The organism is Bacillota bacterium (genome assembly GCA_024653485.1).
GTDB lineage: Bacteria > Bacillota > SHA-98 > UBA4971 > UBA4971 > UBA6256.
This window is the reverse complement of the sequence record JANLFY010000002.1, coordinates 120,394-138,698: the sequence shown is the minus strand read 5'-3', so window position 1 is coordinate 138,698 and position 18,305 is coordinate 120,394. Positions and strand designations below refer to the sequence as shown.

Sequence of the window (18,305 nt, the reverse complement as noted above, 5' to 3'; positions counted from 1 at the left end):
GTCCTCGGCGCACGCCTCGAACGGCCGACTGCGTCAAAACGACGGCCGCAGGAACTCGACCACCTACCAATACAGCAACCCAGGTGGAAGCATTACGTTCATTACTGTGCCGAACAGGTACTGCAAGGCGACTGCAAACGCAAGCGAGCCCAACAGCACCCATGCAACGTGTACATGATCCTTCGGCCTTAACATCCATACTGATGCAAAGGTGTACACTACAGTGGAGAGAAAGTACCCCACGGGCCGCATGGCAACCAAGTACGCGAGGGTCAGCACGAGGATCCGTGCAACCAGTCGGCCTGCGGATATTCCTTCGCTGGCGCCTTTCCGGTCGTTGTCCGCAGCGGCCTTCCCTTCGCCAACCTCCTCACTCCTGCGTTCCGATGCAATGTCATCCTTCCCGGTCACGACCAAGACCAAGGCGAGAACGGCGATGAACAGCGCCAGCAGCCGCGGGAAAAAAGCTGGTCCATAGTATGAACCACCGATCGGGGTGGTCGGGAAGCTGAACGTAACTGCAAACAAGACGGCGCATACCCCGATAATGGCAAGTCCGATGTAGCGAGTTGTCGTCATGCGCATCGCGTTCCTCGCGCACCCCCTCTTTGACTCCTGAGCCGTGGAAGGACTAGCATTACCACCGTGAGAACCAGGACAGCGGCGGAGATCGGTCGTGTGATGAAGCTGGCCAGATTGCCCCGGCTGATGAAGAGAGCCCTGCGGAACTCCCCCTCTATCATCGGACCCAGCACTACGCCAAGAACTGTGGGAGCAACCGGAAACCCGTGTTTCTCCATGAGATAGCCCAACACGCCGAATCCAAACATCGTCCAGACGTCGAGAAACCTGTTGTTGATCGAGTACGAACCCACCACGCACATTCCCACGATGAGCGGAAGGAGAATGTACTTCGGTATTCTGAGGATCTTGATGAATACCCTGATGCCTGCCATCTCGATCAAGATCATCATCAAGTTTGCCACGCAAAGCGATATGAAAACCGTCTGGAACACCTCTGGATTGGTCCGGTACAAAAGCGGCCCGGGTTGGAGTCCGTGGAGAGTCAAAGCGGCGAGAAGCACAGCGGCCGGCGTGTCACCAGGGATCCCGAGGGTAAGTAGAGGGATGAGCGCTCCGCCGATGACGGCGTTGTTCGCCGTTTCGGAGGCAACGATGCCGTCCACGAATCCCGTCCCGAACTTCTCCGGCGTCTTGGAGAACCTCTTAGCCTGGTCATACGCCATGAGCGAGGCGATGCTGCCTCCCGCTCCGGGCAGTACTCCGATCCACGTTCCGATCAGACCGGACCTCAGGAAGTTGGTGACGTTCCTCTTCAACTCGGAAAGAGACGGAAAGAGGTTCCCGATTTTCGCCCCGACCTCGGTCTTACGATAGATGTTCTCTATGTCGGTCAACACCTGCGAAATGGCGAACAAGCCGATGAGGACGGCCACGAAGTCAAACCCTGATGTCAGCTCCACGACACCGAAGGTAAACCTGGGAATTCCGGTCACCACGTCAAGACCCACCGTTGCCAGAAGAAGACCGAACGCTCCCGCAATGAGGCCCTTGATCGGGGAGTTGCCGCCTATGCTCACTATTGTGCTGAGCCCGAGTATCCCCACGGCGAAGTACTCGTGAGGTCCAAACTTGAGAGCAAACCGGGCAAGCTGGGGCGAAACCAGCATGAGCACTACGAAGCTTATGGCACCGCCGATGAATGACGAGATGATGGCGGTTCCCAAAGCCTGCCCGGCAAGACCCCGGCGAGCCATGGGAAAACCGTCGAACGTCGTGGTGATGGAAGAGGGTGTGCCTGGTATTTTCAGGAGTATGGCGGATATCAACCCGCCGGAGATCGCTCCGACGTATATGGCAAGAAGAACAGAGATAGCCACGCCCGAGGACATCGCGAACGTGAACGGGGTCATCAGAGCCATTGCCATGGTTGCAGTAAGTCCCGGGATGGCTCCAACGACTATGCCTGCTACAACACCTGCCACCATCAGTACTAGCGTTCCCGGCTGGAAAACCACCTGAATACCAGTGGCAAGAGCTTCCATTGACTTGACCCCCCAGAGCCGGCGACTACCTTGCAGCCGTCGACGGCCTATCGTACCTTTCCGCGCGCTGCTATACTCCACACAGTCTCGAGCCGATCACCACGAACCCCGAAGTAGAAGTCGTGCAGGTTTATCGTCGTGCATCCGTGGCTGGGAATCAATTCTACCTTGTCCCCAGGCTTGAGGTCACGAGCGTCTTCGGAAAGATGTATCTTCCCGTGTTCTTCCGAGAGTTTGACGACCTCAGCGCCGCGGACGCCTTTTACAACAGGCATCCCGAACTCATTCGTCACGGCCTTCAGACCAGCGTCAATGATCGCGATGTCCTTGGTAGGTCTACTGATCACCGTTGCCATCAGAGTCAAAGCGGGCTCGAATCCTTCAATGACCCCGATGTAGCGCGCATCCATGAATACGTACGAACCCGCTTCCACCTCAGTGATCCCTGGATAGTCTCCTGTGATGTCGTAGGTGCCCGTGCCCCCGCCCGAGACTATCTCCACATCGACCCCGCCACGGCGCACGGCTTCCGCGGCCTCGACGAGCATGCTGTTGGCTAGATGACACTTCTCGACCCTCTCCTGGCGATCTTGAATGAAGACGCAGTGCCCCTCGTATCCCATGAGACCCCGGAATCTGATACCTTTGAGCGATTCGGACAATCTGGCAAGCGACACGGTCTCGTCAACGCTTCTCGTCCCACAACGCCCCATGCCCACGTCCACCTCAACCACAACCCCGATCTCGGAGCCGAAAGCGAGAGCGGCATCGGAGAGGTCTTGCAGGTTGGACGCATTGTCCGCAGCCACGATCACCGAAGCATGCCGAGCCAGTGAGGCAAGCCTTGCGATCTTCTCTTTACCGACTATCTGGTTGGCGATAAGGATGTCCCTTATCCCGCTTGCCACCATCACTTCTGCCTCTCCAAGTTTCGCACACGTCACACCCCTAGCCCCGGCGTCGATCTGCTTGTGCGCGATTATGGAACACTTGTGGGTCTTCACGTGAGGCCTCAACTTGGCCGGGCGGTTCGCAAAGTAATCCCCCATGCGACGAATGTTCCTCTCCATCGCATCAAGGTCGACGACGAGTGCCGGCGTGTCGATCTCTGACTTATGAACGCCAACAGGCTTGAGCACGATTTCGTTCCCCCTTGCGGGCTGGGGGCGGGGTGCCCCCGCCCCTTGACAGCCACTTGACAGCTCCATTACGCTTGCCCGTCACGCAACCGTCCCGGATCAGAAGTGCCACCTACTTCTTGAGCAACCCGGCCTTGGTCACGATGTCTTTGAGGATCGCATCCGTGTTCTCGAGTTCAGCGGCGAAGGCCTTATGGTCGAGGTACAAGGGCCGTGTGAAGTTCTGAGCGCAGAGTCCCTTGAATCCTTCGGTCTCCATCGCTTGCTGGAACGCCTTCTCGAGTCTCTCGATGATGGCCGTAGGAGTGCCCTTGGGCGCGTATATTCCCCGCCACTGATCGAGGCTGAAATTCACGCCCGACTCGCGGAACGTGGGCACATCGGGGATTCCTGGGTTGCGCTTGTCATCCGACACGGCGAGAATCCGGAAGTCTCCAGCCTTCACGAAGCTGTATATCTCGGCGATCTGGGCGACTGTGGCAGTCACGTGCCCTCCTGCGACGGCCGTCCTCGTCATGGCGCCGCCCTCGAACGGGACGATGACTATGTTGACGTTGCCCGCGATCTTTATCGCCTCGGCGTTCAGATGCGACACTCCCCCGATGCCAGAGACGGCTATCGTGACGACGCCTGGATTCTTCTTGGCATAGTCAATCAGATCGTTGATCGTCTTGAACTGAGATTTCGAGCTTACCACGAGCACGAACGAGGCGCCGTCAAGGCGGCACACCGGCTCCATGTCACGCCAATTCACCGTACTGACACCCATATGATAGGAGCTGAGAAACGCCTTGTCATCCATGAACAGAGTATAGCCGTCCGCAGGAGCTTTTGCCGCCTCAGCCCGGCCGATAGCGCCGCTGCCACCGACTACGTTCGCCACAACGACATTAACTCCGAGTATCTTCTCGAGATCTTGGGCGAGCCTCCTCGCGACCAGGTCCGTGCCGCCTCCTGCAGCGTACGGCACGATGATGCGTATCGGCTTGGTGGGAAACTGACCCTGGGCGAATGCGGAGGTTCCAACCGTCCACACGATGACTAGCAACAGCGCAAGTCCCAACAACTTCGTGACATTTCTTCTCACTGTCGAGCCCTCCTCTCATACCCACGAGATACTTGCGAGATACTTGCCGTTCGTACCCTACCGAATTCAGTCCCTACCCCAGCGTATCCAGGCTTGTTCGCCCGGTCCCACCCCCAATCCACAGGCGTCACGCAAAGCACCTTCGCATAAGTCTAAGTCCCGTCCCATAGGGCGGATTCTCGTCCTCAGCTTCTTCCCGTCATGCCGCTTGTCCTGACGCTGCACGTCTCTGCCTTGCCTAGCCGATTCTTCCTGCGGCGAATCGCGCCGCGAGCCTTATCGCCTGGATCATGCTTTCGGGGTTTGCCGTACCCTTGCCAGCCTTCCCGAACGCCGTGCCGTGGTCGACGGACGTTCGTATTATGGGAAGCCCAAGAGTCACGTTGACACCACTCACTGCTGCCCAACGGCCGGTTACGCCGTCCAACTCGAAACCCACCGTCTTGAGCGGGATGTGTCCTTGGTCGTGGTACATCGCTACGGCAACGTCATACTGGCCACCGCGAGCCTTCGCAAAGAGGGTATCCGGGGGGATCGGTCCCTCAACGTTGATTTGCAGCGCCCGCGCCTCCTGCACCGCCGGGCCGATTTCCTCGATCTCTTCAGTTCCGAACAAGCCACCCTCGCCGGCGTGGGGGTTCAGCCCGGCGACCCCGATTCGGGGCGACGCCATGCCCAAAGCCCTGGCTGCCTTGTCAGCAAGTTTGATGACAACGAGCACGCGTTCCTTTTTCACAAGGTCGCAAGCCTTTCGGAGTGAAACGTGGGTCGTCACGTGCACGACTCTCATACCCCGATCGACTAACATCATGGCGTAATCCTTGGCACCTGTGAGGTCTGCGAATATCTCAGTGTGCCCGGAGTAATGGTACCCGGCCAGATTGAGGGCTTCCTTGTGAATGGGTCCGGTGACCACCGCGTCCACCGTCCCGGCCATGGCAAGCTCTATGGCACATCGGATATACTCAAACGCGGCCCGGCCGGCATCTGAGCTTACCCTGCCGTAGGCGTGCGACCTCATGTCCACGTTTGCCAAGTCAAGCACGTTGGCAGAGCTCTGACCGAACTTCGCCTCCCGAATATCGGAGATCCGCCGCATCTCCAACTTTGAGCCAGTGAATCGTATGGCATCGCCCACCACTCTCGCATCTCCCACGATGATGGGCCGAGATGTGGCGTGCAGCTCAGGACATTCCAGCGCCTTGACGGCAATCTCGGCGCCGATACCGGCGGGATCCCCCATCGTGATGGCGATCATGGGGAGCTTCGTATCCAGTCCCCCGGAGCCGTCGCCAGTCAGCATCAGGCCTTCCCCCCATCTTAAGGGTTTTCCCTCAGTCTCTTCTCTCTTCAGCCAGAGGCAGCCCAAGGACGTTTGAGGCCAGTTGTTGCCCAGGCTCAACGCCTCTGGAAGGCTGCGTCGCGCAAGTAGTTGATGACCTTCACGATCACGTCTGTCTCGCCGAAGCTCCCGGCTTTGGTCACGATGACAAGGCCAGTATGCGGTCCGTCAACGAGACGACTTGACGGCACGCCAGGTACCACCTCGTCTACGAGAGCGACTGCCGAAGCTCCCAGGGCCCTGCAAACGGCGAGCGCTGTGTCTCCACCTGTCAAAACGAGCCCCGCCACAGCGCACCGGCCGAGGATTCTCTTGACGAGAAGCGCCAGATGGCTCGTGATCTTCCGGCTATCCTCTACGCGCCTCGCGGCATCGTCCCGCCTCGGACATCGGTCCTCGCCGAGCCCGGATGGGTTCTCAAGACCGGTCGGCGTTGATCCCGAATCGGCGTCGAGGCGACACCTACCGTCCCGGTTCCGCAACGGAGAAGAGCGCGACCGGCACCTATCCGAGTTCACTCGTATGAGTACGTCCTGGCCGCAAGCGAGACCTGCCGAAGCTCTGTACACTATCTCCCTAACCCGGTCTTCGTCGGAATCGAGGCCTGACAGGATGCCTGACGTATCAAGCGCGATGGATAGCGCCCCGATAGCCGTCGTCGCATAGGTCAGCTGTCTTTCTGCCGTGGGACTCGCAGAGCCACAGACTACCAGCACGCCGCTTCCGCGCGACGCCTTGGAGCCCATCCGGTCCTTCGACGTCATTCCGAGCACCTCGGGAAGCTCCGCGGCAAGCCCTGCGGAACCCGCTGTGACCAGTGGCAAGTCAAGGGACGCCAGAGCCCGGGCTATCACTCGAAGATGTTCGCGCTCCACGGCATCTATTACAACGATCTCATCCCCTGAGGATATCCTCGTCGCAAACGATGCCCGAAGACCATCCTGGCCGGACGCAACCTCCTCGAGAGGCACGTGCCCGACCCTGCGTCTGGATTGCCGGCTTACAAGGGTCGGCACGTGGGACTCGGTAATCGGAGAGAGAGGATCGCACGCCATCTCGCTCCTGTCCAACGGCGTGTCTTTGAGGAGTTGCTTGCCTCCCACTGTCACGCGGCCGGCGTCCGGAAAGGCCGGAACCACGAACGCGACCTTCGCCTGAAGAACGTCCATAACGGCATCGAGCTCTGCCCCCACGTTCCCCCTGAGAGCCGAGTCCAACTTCTTGTATACTTTCGCGATGCCAGCGCTTCTCAAGACTTCTGCCGCTTCTTTGACCCGCCTGTATGCCGCGTTCGGATCGATCCACCTGCTGTCGGTGTTGATCACCACGACATCCGCGTCGCCCATCACGTCTCGAGACGCCTCAGTATCCAGCAACACCGTCGTGACGAGGCCGCGCTTCGAGAACTGGACCCCCGTGTCATTAGCACCGGTGAGATCGTCTGCAATGATGCCAAGTCGCCTCTGCTCCATGTTCGACATTCGGGCGGGAGAAGCCGGCCGCGCGATGACCGCCGGTATCTGACGGAGACCGCGCTCCAGTCCCCGACCTGCCACCCACCTCTCGCCAACATGCCAGCCGACGCGTCCTTTGTGGACGCCTCGCTTTACTCGGGACGGTAACCGTGATCTCTGTTGCAACCGCAATCGCTGTTGCCGCGAGACACTATGTGCAACCCTCGTGCCACTGTTCGAGCAGTGACGAGCCACGACCGGCGTCTGCAATTCTGATGGCACTGATGACAACGAGATGGCTTTGGGCAAGGCACGAGAGCTGAATGCCGGCTGAGCGAGACGAACGAGAAGCGTTTCCGACGGTCGGAGACACAGACCGATTGCTCATCCGTTAAGTTGCATGATGCAACCATCGATCGCAGGCATCACCGAAACGTTCGATGCTTGCTTGACTCTAAGTGTTGCATATTGCACCACGCGCCGCAACACGACACAAGACAATGAAGGGCGGCCTCCTGTCACGCTCTCCTGCCACGCTCGGGCTGTTCAAGGTTGTCGCCGGCTGATGACCCTCCTCCAGAGCGTGGATCGATTGATGCCCAGGAGACGACACGCTTCGGTCCTGTCACCACCCACCTTTTCAAGCACCTGGCGCATGATCTCCTCTTCCATCATCCGCAATCCGCCACCATCCAACTTCACCGCTATGTTCATCGATCGTGACGCCACATCGGGTCCGCCGTCGGTAAGCTCGAGCAGCTTCAACACGTCCTCCTTACAAACCTCCTTTCCCTCGACCCCTACGGCAAGCCGTTCGCATGCGTTTCTCAGCTCGCGCACGTTTCCCGGCCACGAGTGTGCGACGAGCACGTCCATGGCTTCACGAGATAGCGTCTTCCGCGCAAGTCCGAGGCGTTCACATGAAGCCGCAAGAAAGCTCTTGGCAAGCTCAGGAATGTCCTCCCTGCGGTCGCGAAGGGGCGGGATCACAAGGTTCAGGACGTTGAGTCGGTAGTACAAGTCCGGCCGAAACGAACCCTGTGACACTGCCTTCCCGAGTTCTTTGTGGGTGGCGGCAATGATTCGTACGTTCACCGGAAGCATCCTGTCGCCGCCCAGGCGCATGACCTCCCGCTGCTCGAGTACGCGCAGGAGACGAGCTTGAATCGGAAGGGACATGTCTCCGATCTCATCGAGGAATATCGTGCCTCCGTGGGCGAGCTCGAAGAGCCCGGGTTTTCCGCCCTTTCGGGACCCAGTGAAGGCGCCTTCCTCGTAGCCGAACAGCTCGCTCTCGAGCAAGCTCTCAGGAAGTGCCGCACAGTTGATGGCAACGAACGGCCCCGTCCTTCGGCCGCTCGCATTGTGGATGCTCTGGGCGAGAAGCTCCTTGCCGGTGCCCGTCTCGCCCAGAATGAGAACGGTGGACTCGGTCGACGCGAACATCTTGGCTCGGCCGATTACCTCGCGCATCGCAGTGGCGGTGGCTATCATTTCGCCAAACGTATGCTTCGCCACATGTCCCCTGAGGTACAGCTCGCGCCTTACTTCCTTCTCAACTTGCTGGATGTGTCTGGCGTCCTGAAACGTAAAAACCGCCCCGACAACTTCCTTCCCTACCGTGATAGGAACGCCGTTGCTCACGATGAACGTCGTTCCAATGCGTCGAATCCTTCCGAGCTCCGGGCGACCGCTCGTGCGAACCGCGTCCAGGTTGACTCCTGGCAACACCTTGCCTATCTGCTTTCCGATGACGTCCGCTGCATTTAGGTGGAGAATCCTCTCGGCAATGGGATTGAAGAACTTGATCTCTCCATCCTGGTCCACAGCGACTATCCCTTCATAAGAGAAGTCCAGAATCGCCTTCAGCTCTTCCGCCCGCTGCCTTTCGCGTCTTCTGACGCCGGCCAAGTGCTTTGCCTCTCCGATCGCCTTGACGATGGCTTCTTTCCCCGACCGAATGAGGACTCCCTTCACTCCGTGCCTCGCCGTAACCCTGGTAGAGATGGCATCGCCAACGATCACTCGGAGACCGCCCCTGACCGCGGTCTCGATCCGGGCTTCAGCATCCGCCTCCCTGTCGAGATAGATCAGTTTCAGGGTGACGCCGAGCATGTCCTGCACACTGTCTGTCCCGTAGATGACGTTCTTGAAACCGATGACGCCGATGCTCTGACCGAATTCGCGCGCAGCGTGTATGGCCCGCATTATGTCGAACCCGCTCACTTGGATCGTGACCACCGGCACATCGACAGCCTGTTCTATGGCCAAGGCCGTGCCGCCTCTGCTGATGATGACTTCCACGCCTTGTCGCTGCATTTCGCGAGCGATTCGGACGCCTTCACTCAGGTCACCCTGGCGCACGTCCACATGTTCGCCGAGTTCTCGACAAACCTCGAGCGCAAGGTTGGCAAGATCGGGATACGGAGCGACGAGTCCGATCTTGACGCTCATCGACGGAGCCTCCTTTCCGCGCAGCTCTCGTCCGGGGCTGCCGCGGAATCGTAGTGCCCGCGGACGCGGGGGACAAGATGTGCCTGTAGCTTCATTATAACGTGTACCGCCGGTTCGTGCTGCCTGTCCCCCAACGTGGATGCCTTTGAGGCCCTCAACCGCTTCTTCCAGCCGGTTTCGCGCCTGTCTGTGACGACGCGACGCGTGAGGACATTGGCACCAGAATTGCACTGATACCGCACGGAAGATTGCTTGATTGCGACCGCGTGCAACCGGGCAACATGATCCGCTGATCCGACCGACTCCACCTGCTGATGGCTGGACTTCGTGAAGGGTATGCGGATGACAAGGGAGAGGGTGACAAGCCTTGAAGAGAATAGCTCTGGTGAAGGAACGACCCGTGCCGGGCGCTGCTCTGAAAGAAGTGGACGTTCCCGAACTCGGTCCCAAGGACGTATTGGTCAAGGTCAAAGCCGCAGCCATCTGCGGCACCGACATCCACATATATGCCTGGAACGACTGGGCTCGCGCGCGAGTGAGACCACCTATGATATTCGGCCATGAGTTCTGTGGAGAGGTAGTAGAAACCGGAGAGGACGTTACTCAGCTCAGCCCCGGCGATCTGGTTGCTGCGGAAACGCACATACCGTGTGGCGCATGCTTCCAATGTCGGACGGGCGCCCAGCACATCTGCAGGCACATGGCCATCCTGGGGGTCCACACAGACGGAGCTTTCACAGACTACGCCGTCATTCCCGAGATTTGCGCATGGAAGCTGCCTCCACAAACCGATCCGGAGGTCGGCGCGATTTACGAGCCATTTGGCGTGGCGGCGCACGGAGTCTTGATGCACAATCTGGCCGGTTGCTCCGTCGCGGTCTTCGGATGCGGACCCATAGGGCTGTTCGCCGTGGGCATAGCGCGAGCGGCAGGCGCCTCCCACGTATTCGCTGTGGACGTCATTGATACCCGCTTGAGACTCGCAACACAGATGGGGGCCACCATGACGTTCAACCCCAACAAACAGGATGTGCCCGCAGCCATACTTGCTCAAACCAAAGGCGCAGGGGTTGATTGCTTCATCGAGCTGTCCGGGAGCCCCGCCGCGGTCAAGCAGGGTTTCGCGGCACTTCGCAACGGAGGGGCAGTCTCCTTGATCGGCCTTCCAGCTCAACCGGTTACCCTCGACCTGACTCAGGAGATCATCTACAAGGAAGCGAGAGTCTTCGGCTCCACCGGTCGGGGAATGTTTGATACCTGGTACAGAGTAACCGCCTTCCTGGAAAGCGGCTTAGTTGATCCAAGGCCGGTCATAACCCACCGCTTTAGCTTGTCCGATTATGATAAGGCTTTTGAGGTCCTGATCAAGACCGAGGATGCCGGAAAGGTCATATTGTTGCCCTAAGCGCCCGTCAAGGAGGTGAGATGGAAATGAGACACGGCGCTCGCAAGGACCCGATCCAGCAACGCGTAGGTAGAGAGCACAGAGGAATAGCCAAGACACTGTCGGTGATCCACACCGGACCGGTGTCGGTCGAGCCTCTAGGTCGCTTGATCGCCGAATTACTGCCGGGCATCCGGGTTGTGAACATCGTTGAGGATGGCCTTCTGAAAGACGTGATGGCTGCCGACGGAGTAACAAAGGAGGTGACCAGAAGACTCTGTCAGTACATGATGATCGCCGAAGACATGGGTGCGGACGTGATCCTCAATGCCTGCTCTTCAGTGGGCGACGTGGTGGATGTGGCGCGCAGCTTAGTGAGCGTACCCATTGTCAGGGTGGACGAGGCCATGGCGGAGAAGGCCGTTGAAACTGGAAGAATCATCGGCGTCGTGGCAACGGTCAAAACAACCCTGGATCCTACTGCGCGTCTAATCAAGAGAAAGGCGGCGGAGAAAGGCATGACTGTATCAGTCAGGCATGCCCTGTGTTCGAACGCCTTTGACGCACTCCTCCGAGGGGATCCGGAGGAGCACGACAGGCTCCTGACAGGACACGTCGAGGAGATCTCCAGAGAGGTAGACGTTGTCGTGCTTGCCCAGGTGTCTATGGCGCGACTTGCCCCAACTCTTGGCGGCCGCGTCGAGGCCCCGATACTGACTAGCCCAAGGCTGGCTGTAGAAGCTATAAAGAGAATCATCTACGAACTCTCCTAGAAACCGAACACCTGGAGACCGAACACTGGGCTCAGCGCCTCTTCGGACGAGATTCACGTCACGTCCAGGGATCGGCGGCTATCGCCACCGCGATCTCCGCGCCAACCCGGGCGTTGTTCTTCAGCAAAGCCAGGTTCGTCTCGACAGAGCGGCCGTCAGTGATCTCCGCGAGGCGGGCTAGCAGGAACGGCGTAAGCTCTTTGCCGCGGATCCCTCGCGCGTCGGCCTCGGCGAGCGCCCGGTCTATGGCGCTGTCGACGAGCTCCCGAGGTAGCTCGTATTCCTCGGGCACCGGCACCGCGACCAGCAGCCCGCCTGGCAACCCAAGTTCGCGCCTCAGGATGAAAGCGCGTGCAACCTCATTTGCTGTCTCCGCCGAGTGGTTCAACGCCAAGCCCGAATCGCGATAATAGAACGCAGGGAAAGTTCGGGTCCGGTACCCGACCACGCAGACCCCTGCGGTCTCGAGGCACTCAAGGGTCTTGGGCAAGTCCAGGATGGCCTTGGCGCCTGCGCTCACCGCAACGACCCGCGACCGAGCGAGGCTCGAGATATCGTGTGACACGTCGTGCAGCTCCGCGAAACCCCTGTGGACGCCGCCGATTCCGCCCGTGGCGAACACGCTGATGCCGGCTCGCTCCGCTATCGCGAGGGTTCCGGACACGGTGGTACCTGCGGAACGGCGCGACGCGATCACCATCGCAATATCGAACGCGGAAGCCTTGCACGTCGTCTTGTCGCCGGCGAGGCGGTCGATCTCATCCTCGGTCATCCCAACGTGGATCACGCCCTCGATTATGCCGATGGTCGCGGGCACGCAACCCTGAAGACTGACGATCCTCTCTACGTCGAGGGCGAGATCCCTGCTCTGCGGGTATGGCAGGCCATGTGTGAGCACCGTGGACTCGAAGGCGACCACGGGTATCCCCTGAGCGATGCCCTCGGCGACCTCTTCCTTCACTACCCAAACCCCGTCCATCGTGAGCCTTCCCTCCATGCAGATCGCCCCGAGCGATGCGAGCACTCCGAACATCACTTACTTCAACCCAAGTACGCTCTTTCCCTCTCATCCGAGTGGGGCCGCGTGGGGCGGCCTGCGGGCAGGCGACGTGTGGCCGAATGCAGCCGTCTTGGTTCCGGCATCGCTGCCTCGCAGCTGCGGAGAGAAGTCGGCCCACCGCTCCGAAACGACGCGCTGGCGCCCCGGCGGACCGGGGCGCCTCAGTTCGTCTCGGACACATTCAGACGCAATCGGACACGCTCTGACGCACACGGTCACACTCTGACACACGCGAGCACGCTCTGGGCTCGGCATACTTCCTTTGCTCACCGCACCTGCGTGAGGGGCAGGACGCCCGTCTCCATGTCGTTCTCGTTGTAGAAGAACACCCCCACCCTGCCCTGGCCGCTCACCATGAAGAAGCCGGGTGTATAGTGCCTCAGCTGGAGGACCTGCGGATTCCTGACGTACTCCGGACGAGACCAGCCACCTACCTGCCACCGCCAAGAGGTGTTGTCGAAGGCGAAGTGGAGGAAGTCAACGGGCCTTCCAGAGGTAGCGGTCACGTGAACCAGTGGTATGGGACCAGTGGTGTCCGGTCCCGCCACTATGCCGCCATCTCGTATCTCGCAGAGGCCCGGGACGGTCTCGGTCTCGAGGCGCCTCGAGCCGGTGAATGACAGCGCACCTAGCTGTCCGTCGTTGAAGTTCCCGATGATGAGCCCGATTTTGTCATATCTGGCGATCGCCAGCATGAACATTCCGTACTTGGGAATGTCGTACAGCTTGTCGTTGGCAACATAGCCCTGCTGTGCGAATCCCATCACTTCATCGTGGAGGTACTGCCCTGTGCCCCAGATGCCCACCTCCACGGGCTCTCCCAGCGAATGGATCCTAAGCTTGTCGCCCGACCGAGTCACCTGCCCAAGCCCGGGGACGTCGAGGCCGTTGAACGCCCCGCCCCTGAACACCTCGTAGACGAGGTGGCCATCCGACTCGTTCAGGAAGATGACGTAGATCTTCTGGTACCGGGCCAACATCAAGACTGCCCCCCTGCCCGCCGGCAGTGAGAGGACCTGAGGGTTCACCCTGTACTTCGGTTGCGCCCAGCCACCGACCTCTGTCTGGTAGAACTGCTGCTTGTTGGGATCCCAGACTGACTCGTACTCTCCCGCGGGATGGACATCGATGCCGGACGATGGACGGTCGGGCGTCCCACTCGCGCTGAGCAGAAGGTATGAGACCTCCACCGGGTAGCTTGGATTGTTGGCTTTGATCTGCAGGTCGTAGGAGGCCGCGAAGGCCCCGCCCGACGCGTTGGGAAAGGCCGTAAGCGTCACGAACGATGGATCGTCGATGAGCACCTGGCCGGCCGAGGGCACGATCTGGAGCTGGGGTTGCGGCTGCGATTGCGGCTGCGATTGCTGTTGAGGCAGAGGCTGTGGCTGTGGCTGCGCAGTCGGAGACTGGCCCCCCAACAGGGCAGAGAACAACCCGCTGAAGATTCCCTCGAGGGCCTCCTCGAACGACTCGGACGAGGAGGGGGGTTCGCCCTCCGGCATAGGCTGCGGTTGAGCCTCCACCGCCGCTTCATACCCCGGCCCGGGCTGGTAGGCATGGGACATCAGTTCGCCCACGTTGACTATGTGATAAGGCTCCAAGTTGCCGACATTGTCCATCGCTCTGAACACCAGTTTTTCGACGTTGTCCAGGACGAGCGGGCCCTCGTAAGTCCTCCACTCGGATTGTCTTCCTTCCCAGTCGCGAACGAAGTACTCTATGGTGGCCACGCCGCTTCCAGCATCCTCGGCGAACAAGCTAATCGTGTCTCCCTGGACCATGAAGTTAGACACCGGCGGCTCTAGGTCGGCGTTGGGATCGTAAGTTATCGTGAAGCTATAGTACATACCGTCGCAGTCCTGCCAGTTGCCCCTCCGGACATAGAAGTATATCATGTCCCCGGGCGCCACCGTAGTCGCGACGGTCTGCACCACGGATGGCGCTCGGTTCCTCTCGTCATTGCCTCGGAAAACCCTTTCCTCTTGGGTTAGGCGAGACGTGCCCTTCCAAATCGAAAACCACACCCCATCGTCGTTGGACCCGCCGGCTATCGCGTCTATCCACGTGGTGTTCAACATGCCCCGAATGTAAACCCTGCCGCTTTGCGGCGCGCTCCAGCCGATGGAGATGTCAGCCCCTTCGCCCGGTTGCAGCCATCCCCCCGTCCCAGGTCTACGCCAGTCCTTCGGGTCGCGTCCCGTTATCTCCAGGTATCGTGGGCCGGAACTCCCTGATCCCCCGTTCCAGCTATAATGGTCGACCGTTCCCCACGGCTGGACACGGTTGTCCCAGGCGGCGCGATTTGGCCCTTTCGCCGAGCTACCAAAGAGGTAATACCAGTTGTTCGCTCCTTGAACCGACGAGAACTGCCTGGGGAGATTGTAGGTCAGGGCCACCCCCGCATGGGTCGCGCTCACGACGGATGGCTGAGGCACTATGAGGCGCTGCTCAGCCGGTTGCCCACTCGGTTCTTGCGTCGGGGACGAGGCGGAACCCACCGTGAAGCACCCGTCGCTCGTGTCCCTGACAAACCGGTCATTGTGGGCAACTATCGCGATCTTGTAGTCGCTCCCAGGGGATTTCCCCGGACCCGACGTCGGCGAGATCTGCCACTTGTAGCTGCCAAGGCCGTTTTGTCCCAGAGGGGCGGAGCCCAGCTTCACGTACGACTGCGTCGTCGTGCCGACAGCCGGCTTGAACCAGTAAATGTCCACATCCTTGACTTTCGACGCCAGATCGCTCCTGTACGACCAACGGATGGTCTGCACGGAACCCGGAATCCAGATCTCGCGGCCATTGGGCGACAAGACGGTTATGGGCGGACGCTCTCCAGGGAGCAATATCTTGAAATCGTCGTCGCTAAGGTCCCCATAGTTGGTGTTGGCGACGCTCACTCTGACCTGATACGTACAGGCTGGTCGCAGATCCTTGGGCACGACGAAGGTGTACGTGCCGATACCGTTTTGTCCTATCGAAGGCTTTCCCACGACGCGCGCGGTGCCCCCGGCATAGCCCGGCTCGTTATAGCCGTCCCGCAGCTCGATCGTGACCTGGCTGCCCGGGTTGCCTGTGTATGTCCATACGATGGTTTGTTGCGATCCCAGTTCCCAGACTTCGTTGCCGTTTGGGTGCACGACGGTGATGGAGGGGTTCTCCGCCGCCGCATCCGCCCTCGGCGCATACTCGGGCATGACTACAGTAGAAATCACACAGAGGAAGACCACTATCATTGTTAGCATTTTCCATACCAGCGCGAACCTGGAACGCACTCCGGCCTCCTCCTTTCACAGAGACTGAGATCACGTCGGCCATGACCTCATACCCAAAGACGAAGCAGGACCCTCCGGTACAACAGGGGAACGCCCGGCTTCGTCACGGTGAGGCGACGTGAGGAGAGGTGAGGCGAGGGTGCCAGTCACCTCTTCCTGTCCCATACTTCGGGATTCACGAGGTTCGGCGGAACTTCGCCCCGGATGGCTGCGACGGCGTTTTCCGCAGCCATGGTGGCCATCTTGGTCCTGGTCTCCACGGAAGCGCTCGCGATGTGCGGCACCATTACCACGTTGTCTAGCTCTCTCAACTCCGGCTCACACTCCGGCTCGCGCTCGTACACATCGAGGCCAGCGCCGGCGATCTTCCCCATCTTGAGCGCTCGCACCAGCGCCTTTTCGTCCACGACAGGGCCTCGGGACGTATTGATGAGTATGGCCGTTCGCTTCATGAGGTCGAATGCAGCGTCGCTGATGAGATGATGGGTCGACTCCGTGAGCGGAACGTGGAGGCTCACGAAATCTGACTCTCTGAGGAGGTCTGGCAGCTCCCGGAACTCGGCGTTCAGCTTCTTCTCGATCGCCTTTGACGGTCCGGTGTCATTCGTCGAGGCCTCCGCCCGCGTCGCGGTCGTGTTAGTGTAAAGAATCCTCATGTGGAACCCTGCTGCCCTCTCCGCCATGGCCCGACCGATCCTTCCGAGCCCAACTATGCCCAGGGTCTTGTGGTGGATGTCCTGGCCCAGGAAGAGCATCGGGCCCCAACCTCGGTACATGCCTGCCCTCATGAATCTATCCGCCTCGACCACTCTCCTCGCGGTCGCCATGAGCAACGCGAAGGCGAGGTCGGCCGTGGTGTCGGTCAGCACGCCGGGGGTGTTCGTTACCGGGATCCCGCGCAGTGTAGCTGCAGGCACATCCACGTTGTCGAACCCCACCGCGTAGTTGGCGATCACTCTGAGTCCTGGACCGGCGGCGTCCATGACAGCGGCGTCGATCTTGTCGGTGAGCAGACAGAGGAGAGCATCCTTGCCCTGTACTCCCGCAATGAGCTCCTCCCGGGTCGCGACCCTATCGTGCGAGTTGACCTCGACCTCGAACGCTGTCGCGAGGAGATCCAGGCCCGGCTGGGGAATTCTTCGAGTGACATAGATCTTGGGCTTCACCGTCTTCATCCGCTAACGACCTCGACGGACCGGCTGGTGCTGGCGCTGCCTCGCTCTCCAGCTCGGCGTGGGTTTTGGTTCATGCTCGCATGATCTCGGCTTGCATTCCCACAGCCTGATTGTACCGCCGAAGGAACGAGTTTGACAAGGAATCAGCCTCCCCGTGTGGCCGCCCCTCGCCTTCGCCGGGCTCGCGTCGCTCGAATGACAGGCCGCACAGGGCAATGGGGCCACGCTTTCGCCCCAAGTCCGCCTAGACGTCGTATTGGAAATCGAACCTGTAGTGGCATGCGAGCCTCCCTATCACGTGCACTTCCACCCCAACTCCCGTCAACACCCCGGCGGGCTCCACAACCAGCTGGGCGAATGACCCCGATGGATGTCCCGAGCACTCCCACGCCTCAACTAGAGAACCTACGGTGACGTGGGTGGATGCTCGCGCGATGAGCACGTGGTTCCAATGCAGGTGACCGTTGACGCACAAAGGTACCCAGCCCAATTCGACCAGCTCGTCCACAAGGGCGGGACCCCAGGGGGGATTCTGGGGTTCACCGGGGTCGAAGAGAGGGTTACGGGCCAGAGGGACCGGAACGAGCGGTCGGTGACTAAAGACAATGAGCAAGCCTCGAGAGATGTGGGAGATGTCCGCCACAAGACTTCTCGTGTCAGGTTTCTCGCCCTCGGTGTTGAGGAAGAGCACGGGCCATCCTTGCCATACCTCGGACCGGTGCCCCTGGGATTGCGACGCAGCCTCTTCGTTGTCCCTCAGGGTGAGGTGGACCAAGTCGTGGTTGCCAGGTACATACCTCGGTTGCCGCAGAGACCCGATTCTCGCAACCACTTCTCGCAGGTGCAAGGAGTCTTCGACACGACCCACGTTATTGATCCGGTCGCCCAGGTCCACGACGAGGTCTGGCTCGAATCTCGCCATTTCGCGTACGACCTCTTCGAGAAGCCGGAACGCGTGGCTGCCCAGCTGCGAGCCTTGGTCCGACCCAGCGTGGATGTCCGCGATCACACCTATGCGTAACTCGGATTGGCTGAGCGCGTGCGTGTCGTATGCTGTCGCTCGGCACTGGTACACTTGCGTTGTCCCCCATTCCGCTGTGTC

13 protein-coding genes are annotated in these 18,305 nt (G+C 60.1%); 2 read left to right on the top strand and 11 right to left on the bottom strand.

Annotated elements, in window-relative coordinates; all coding sequences use genetic code 11:
• Positions 1 to 63: 63 nt before the first annotated feature.
• From NUW12_02140 to NUW12_02110, 7 genes are all read right to left on the bottom strand, one after another.
• Positions 64 to 585, bottom strand: coding sequence for a tripartite tricarboxylate transporter TctB family protein (locus tag NUW12_02140; protein ID MCR4401574.1), 522 nt, complete (start codon positions 583 to 585; stop codon positions 64 to 66).
• The gene (locus NUW12_02135; GenBank protein ID MCR4401573.1) at positions 576 to 2,066 is read right to left on the bottom strand and encodes a tripartite tricarboxylate transporter permease; all 1,491 of its coding nucleotides are present in this window, start codon (positions 2,064 to 2,066) and stop codon (positions 576 to 578) included. Before NUW12_02135 ends, NUW12_02140 begins: the two co-directional genes overlap by 10 nt.
• Positions 2,067 to 2,113: 47 nt before the next feature.
• Positions 2,114 to 3,205: a DSD1 family PLP-dependent enzyme gene (locus NUW12_02130; GenBank protein MCR4401572.1), complete on the bottom strand. Its 1,092-nt coding sequence runs from the start codon at positions 3,203 to 3,205 to the stop codon at positions 2,114 to 2,116.
• A gap of 112 nt (positions 3,206 to 3,317) precedes the next feature.
• The gene (locus NUW12_02125) at positions 3,318 to 4,292 is read right to left on the bottom strand and encodes a tripartite tricarboxylate transporter substrate binding protein (GenBank protein MCR4401571.1); all 975 of its coding nucleotides are present in this window, start codon (positions 4,290 to 4,292) and stop codon (positions 3,318 to 3,320) included.
• Positions 4,293 to 4,530: 238 nt separating this feature from the next.
• Positions 4,531 to 5,595, bottom strand: coding sequence for a 4-hydroxythreonine-4-phosphate dehydrogenase PdxA (gene pdxA / locus NUW12_02120; GenBank protein ID MCR4401570.1), 1,065 nt, complete (start codon positions 5,593 to 5,595; stop codon positions 4,531 to 4,533).
• Positions 5,596 to 5,690: 95 nt separating this feature from the next.
• On the bottom strand, positions 5,691 to 7,190 hold the full coding sequence (locus NUW12_02115; protein MCR4401569.1) for a four-carbon acid sugar kinase family protein: 1,500 nt from the start codon (positions 7,188 to 7,190) through the stop codon (positions 5,691 to 5,693).
• A 444-nt stretch (positions 7,191 to 7,634) separates the two neighbouring features.
• Positions 7,635 to 9,542 (bottom strand): sigma 54-interacting transcriptional regulator, encoded by a 1,908-nt coding sequence (locus tag NUW12_02110; protein ID MCR4401568.1) that lies wholly within the window; start codon positions 9,540 to 9,542, stop codon positions 7,635 to 7,637.
• 367 nt (positions 9,543 to 9,909) lie between these two features.
• On the opposite strand from NUW12_02110, the gene tdh reads away from it, so the two are divergent.
• Positions 9,910 to 10,947 (top strand): L-threonine 3-dehydrogenase, encoded by a 1,038-nt coding sequence (tdh, locus tag NUW12_02105; GenBank protein MCR4401567.1) that lies wholly within the window; start codon positions 9,910 to 9,912, stop codon positions 10,945 to 10,947.
• 26 nt (positions 10,948 to 10,973) lie between these two features.
• Positions 10,974 to 11,699, top strand: coding sequence for an aspartate/glutamate racemase family protein (locus NUW12_02100; GenBank protein ID MCR4401566.1), 726 nt, complete (start codon positions 10,974 to 10,976; stop codon positions 11,697 to 11,699).
• A 58-nt stretch (positions 11,700 to 11,757) separates the two neighbouring features.
• Here NUW12_02100 and NUW12_02095 read toward each other — a convergent pair whose 3' ends face one another.
• From NUW12_02095 to NUW12_02080, 4 genes are all read right to left on the bottom strand, one after another.
• Complete coding sequence (locus tag NUW12_02095) at positions 11,758 to 12,678, bottom strand: pseudouridine-5'-phosphate glycosidase (GenBank protein MCR4401565.1); 921 nt, start codon at positions 12,676 to 12,678, stop codon at positions 11,758 to 11,760.
• A 347-nt stretch (positions 12,679 to 13,025) separates the two neighbouring features.
• Positions 13,026 to 16,028 (bottom strand): GPI anchored serine-threonine rich family protein, encoded by a 3,003-nt coding sequence (locus tag NUW12_02090; protein MCR4401564.1) that lies wholly within the window; start codon positions 16,026 to 16,028, stop codon positions 13,026 to 13,028.
• Positions 16,029 to 16,174: 146 nt separating this feature from the next.
• Positions 16,175 to 17,203, bottom strand: a complete 1,029-nt coding sequence (locus NUW12_02085; protein MCR4401563.1) for a D-glycerate dehydrogenase — start codon at positions 17,201 to 17,203, stop codon at positions 16,175 to 16,177.
• A 244-nt stretch (positions 17,204 to 17,447) separates the two neighbouring features.
• Positions 17,448 to 18,278 (bottom strand): metallophosphoesterase, encoded by an 831-nt coding sequence (locus NUW12_02080; protein ID MCR4401562.1) that lies wholly within the window; start codon positions 18,276 to 18,278, stop codon positions 17,448 to 17,450.
• Positions 18,279 to 18,305 lie beyond the last annotated feature (27 nt).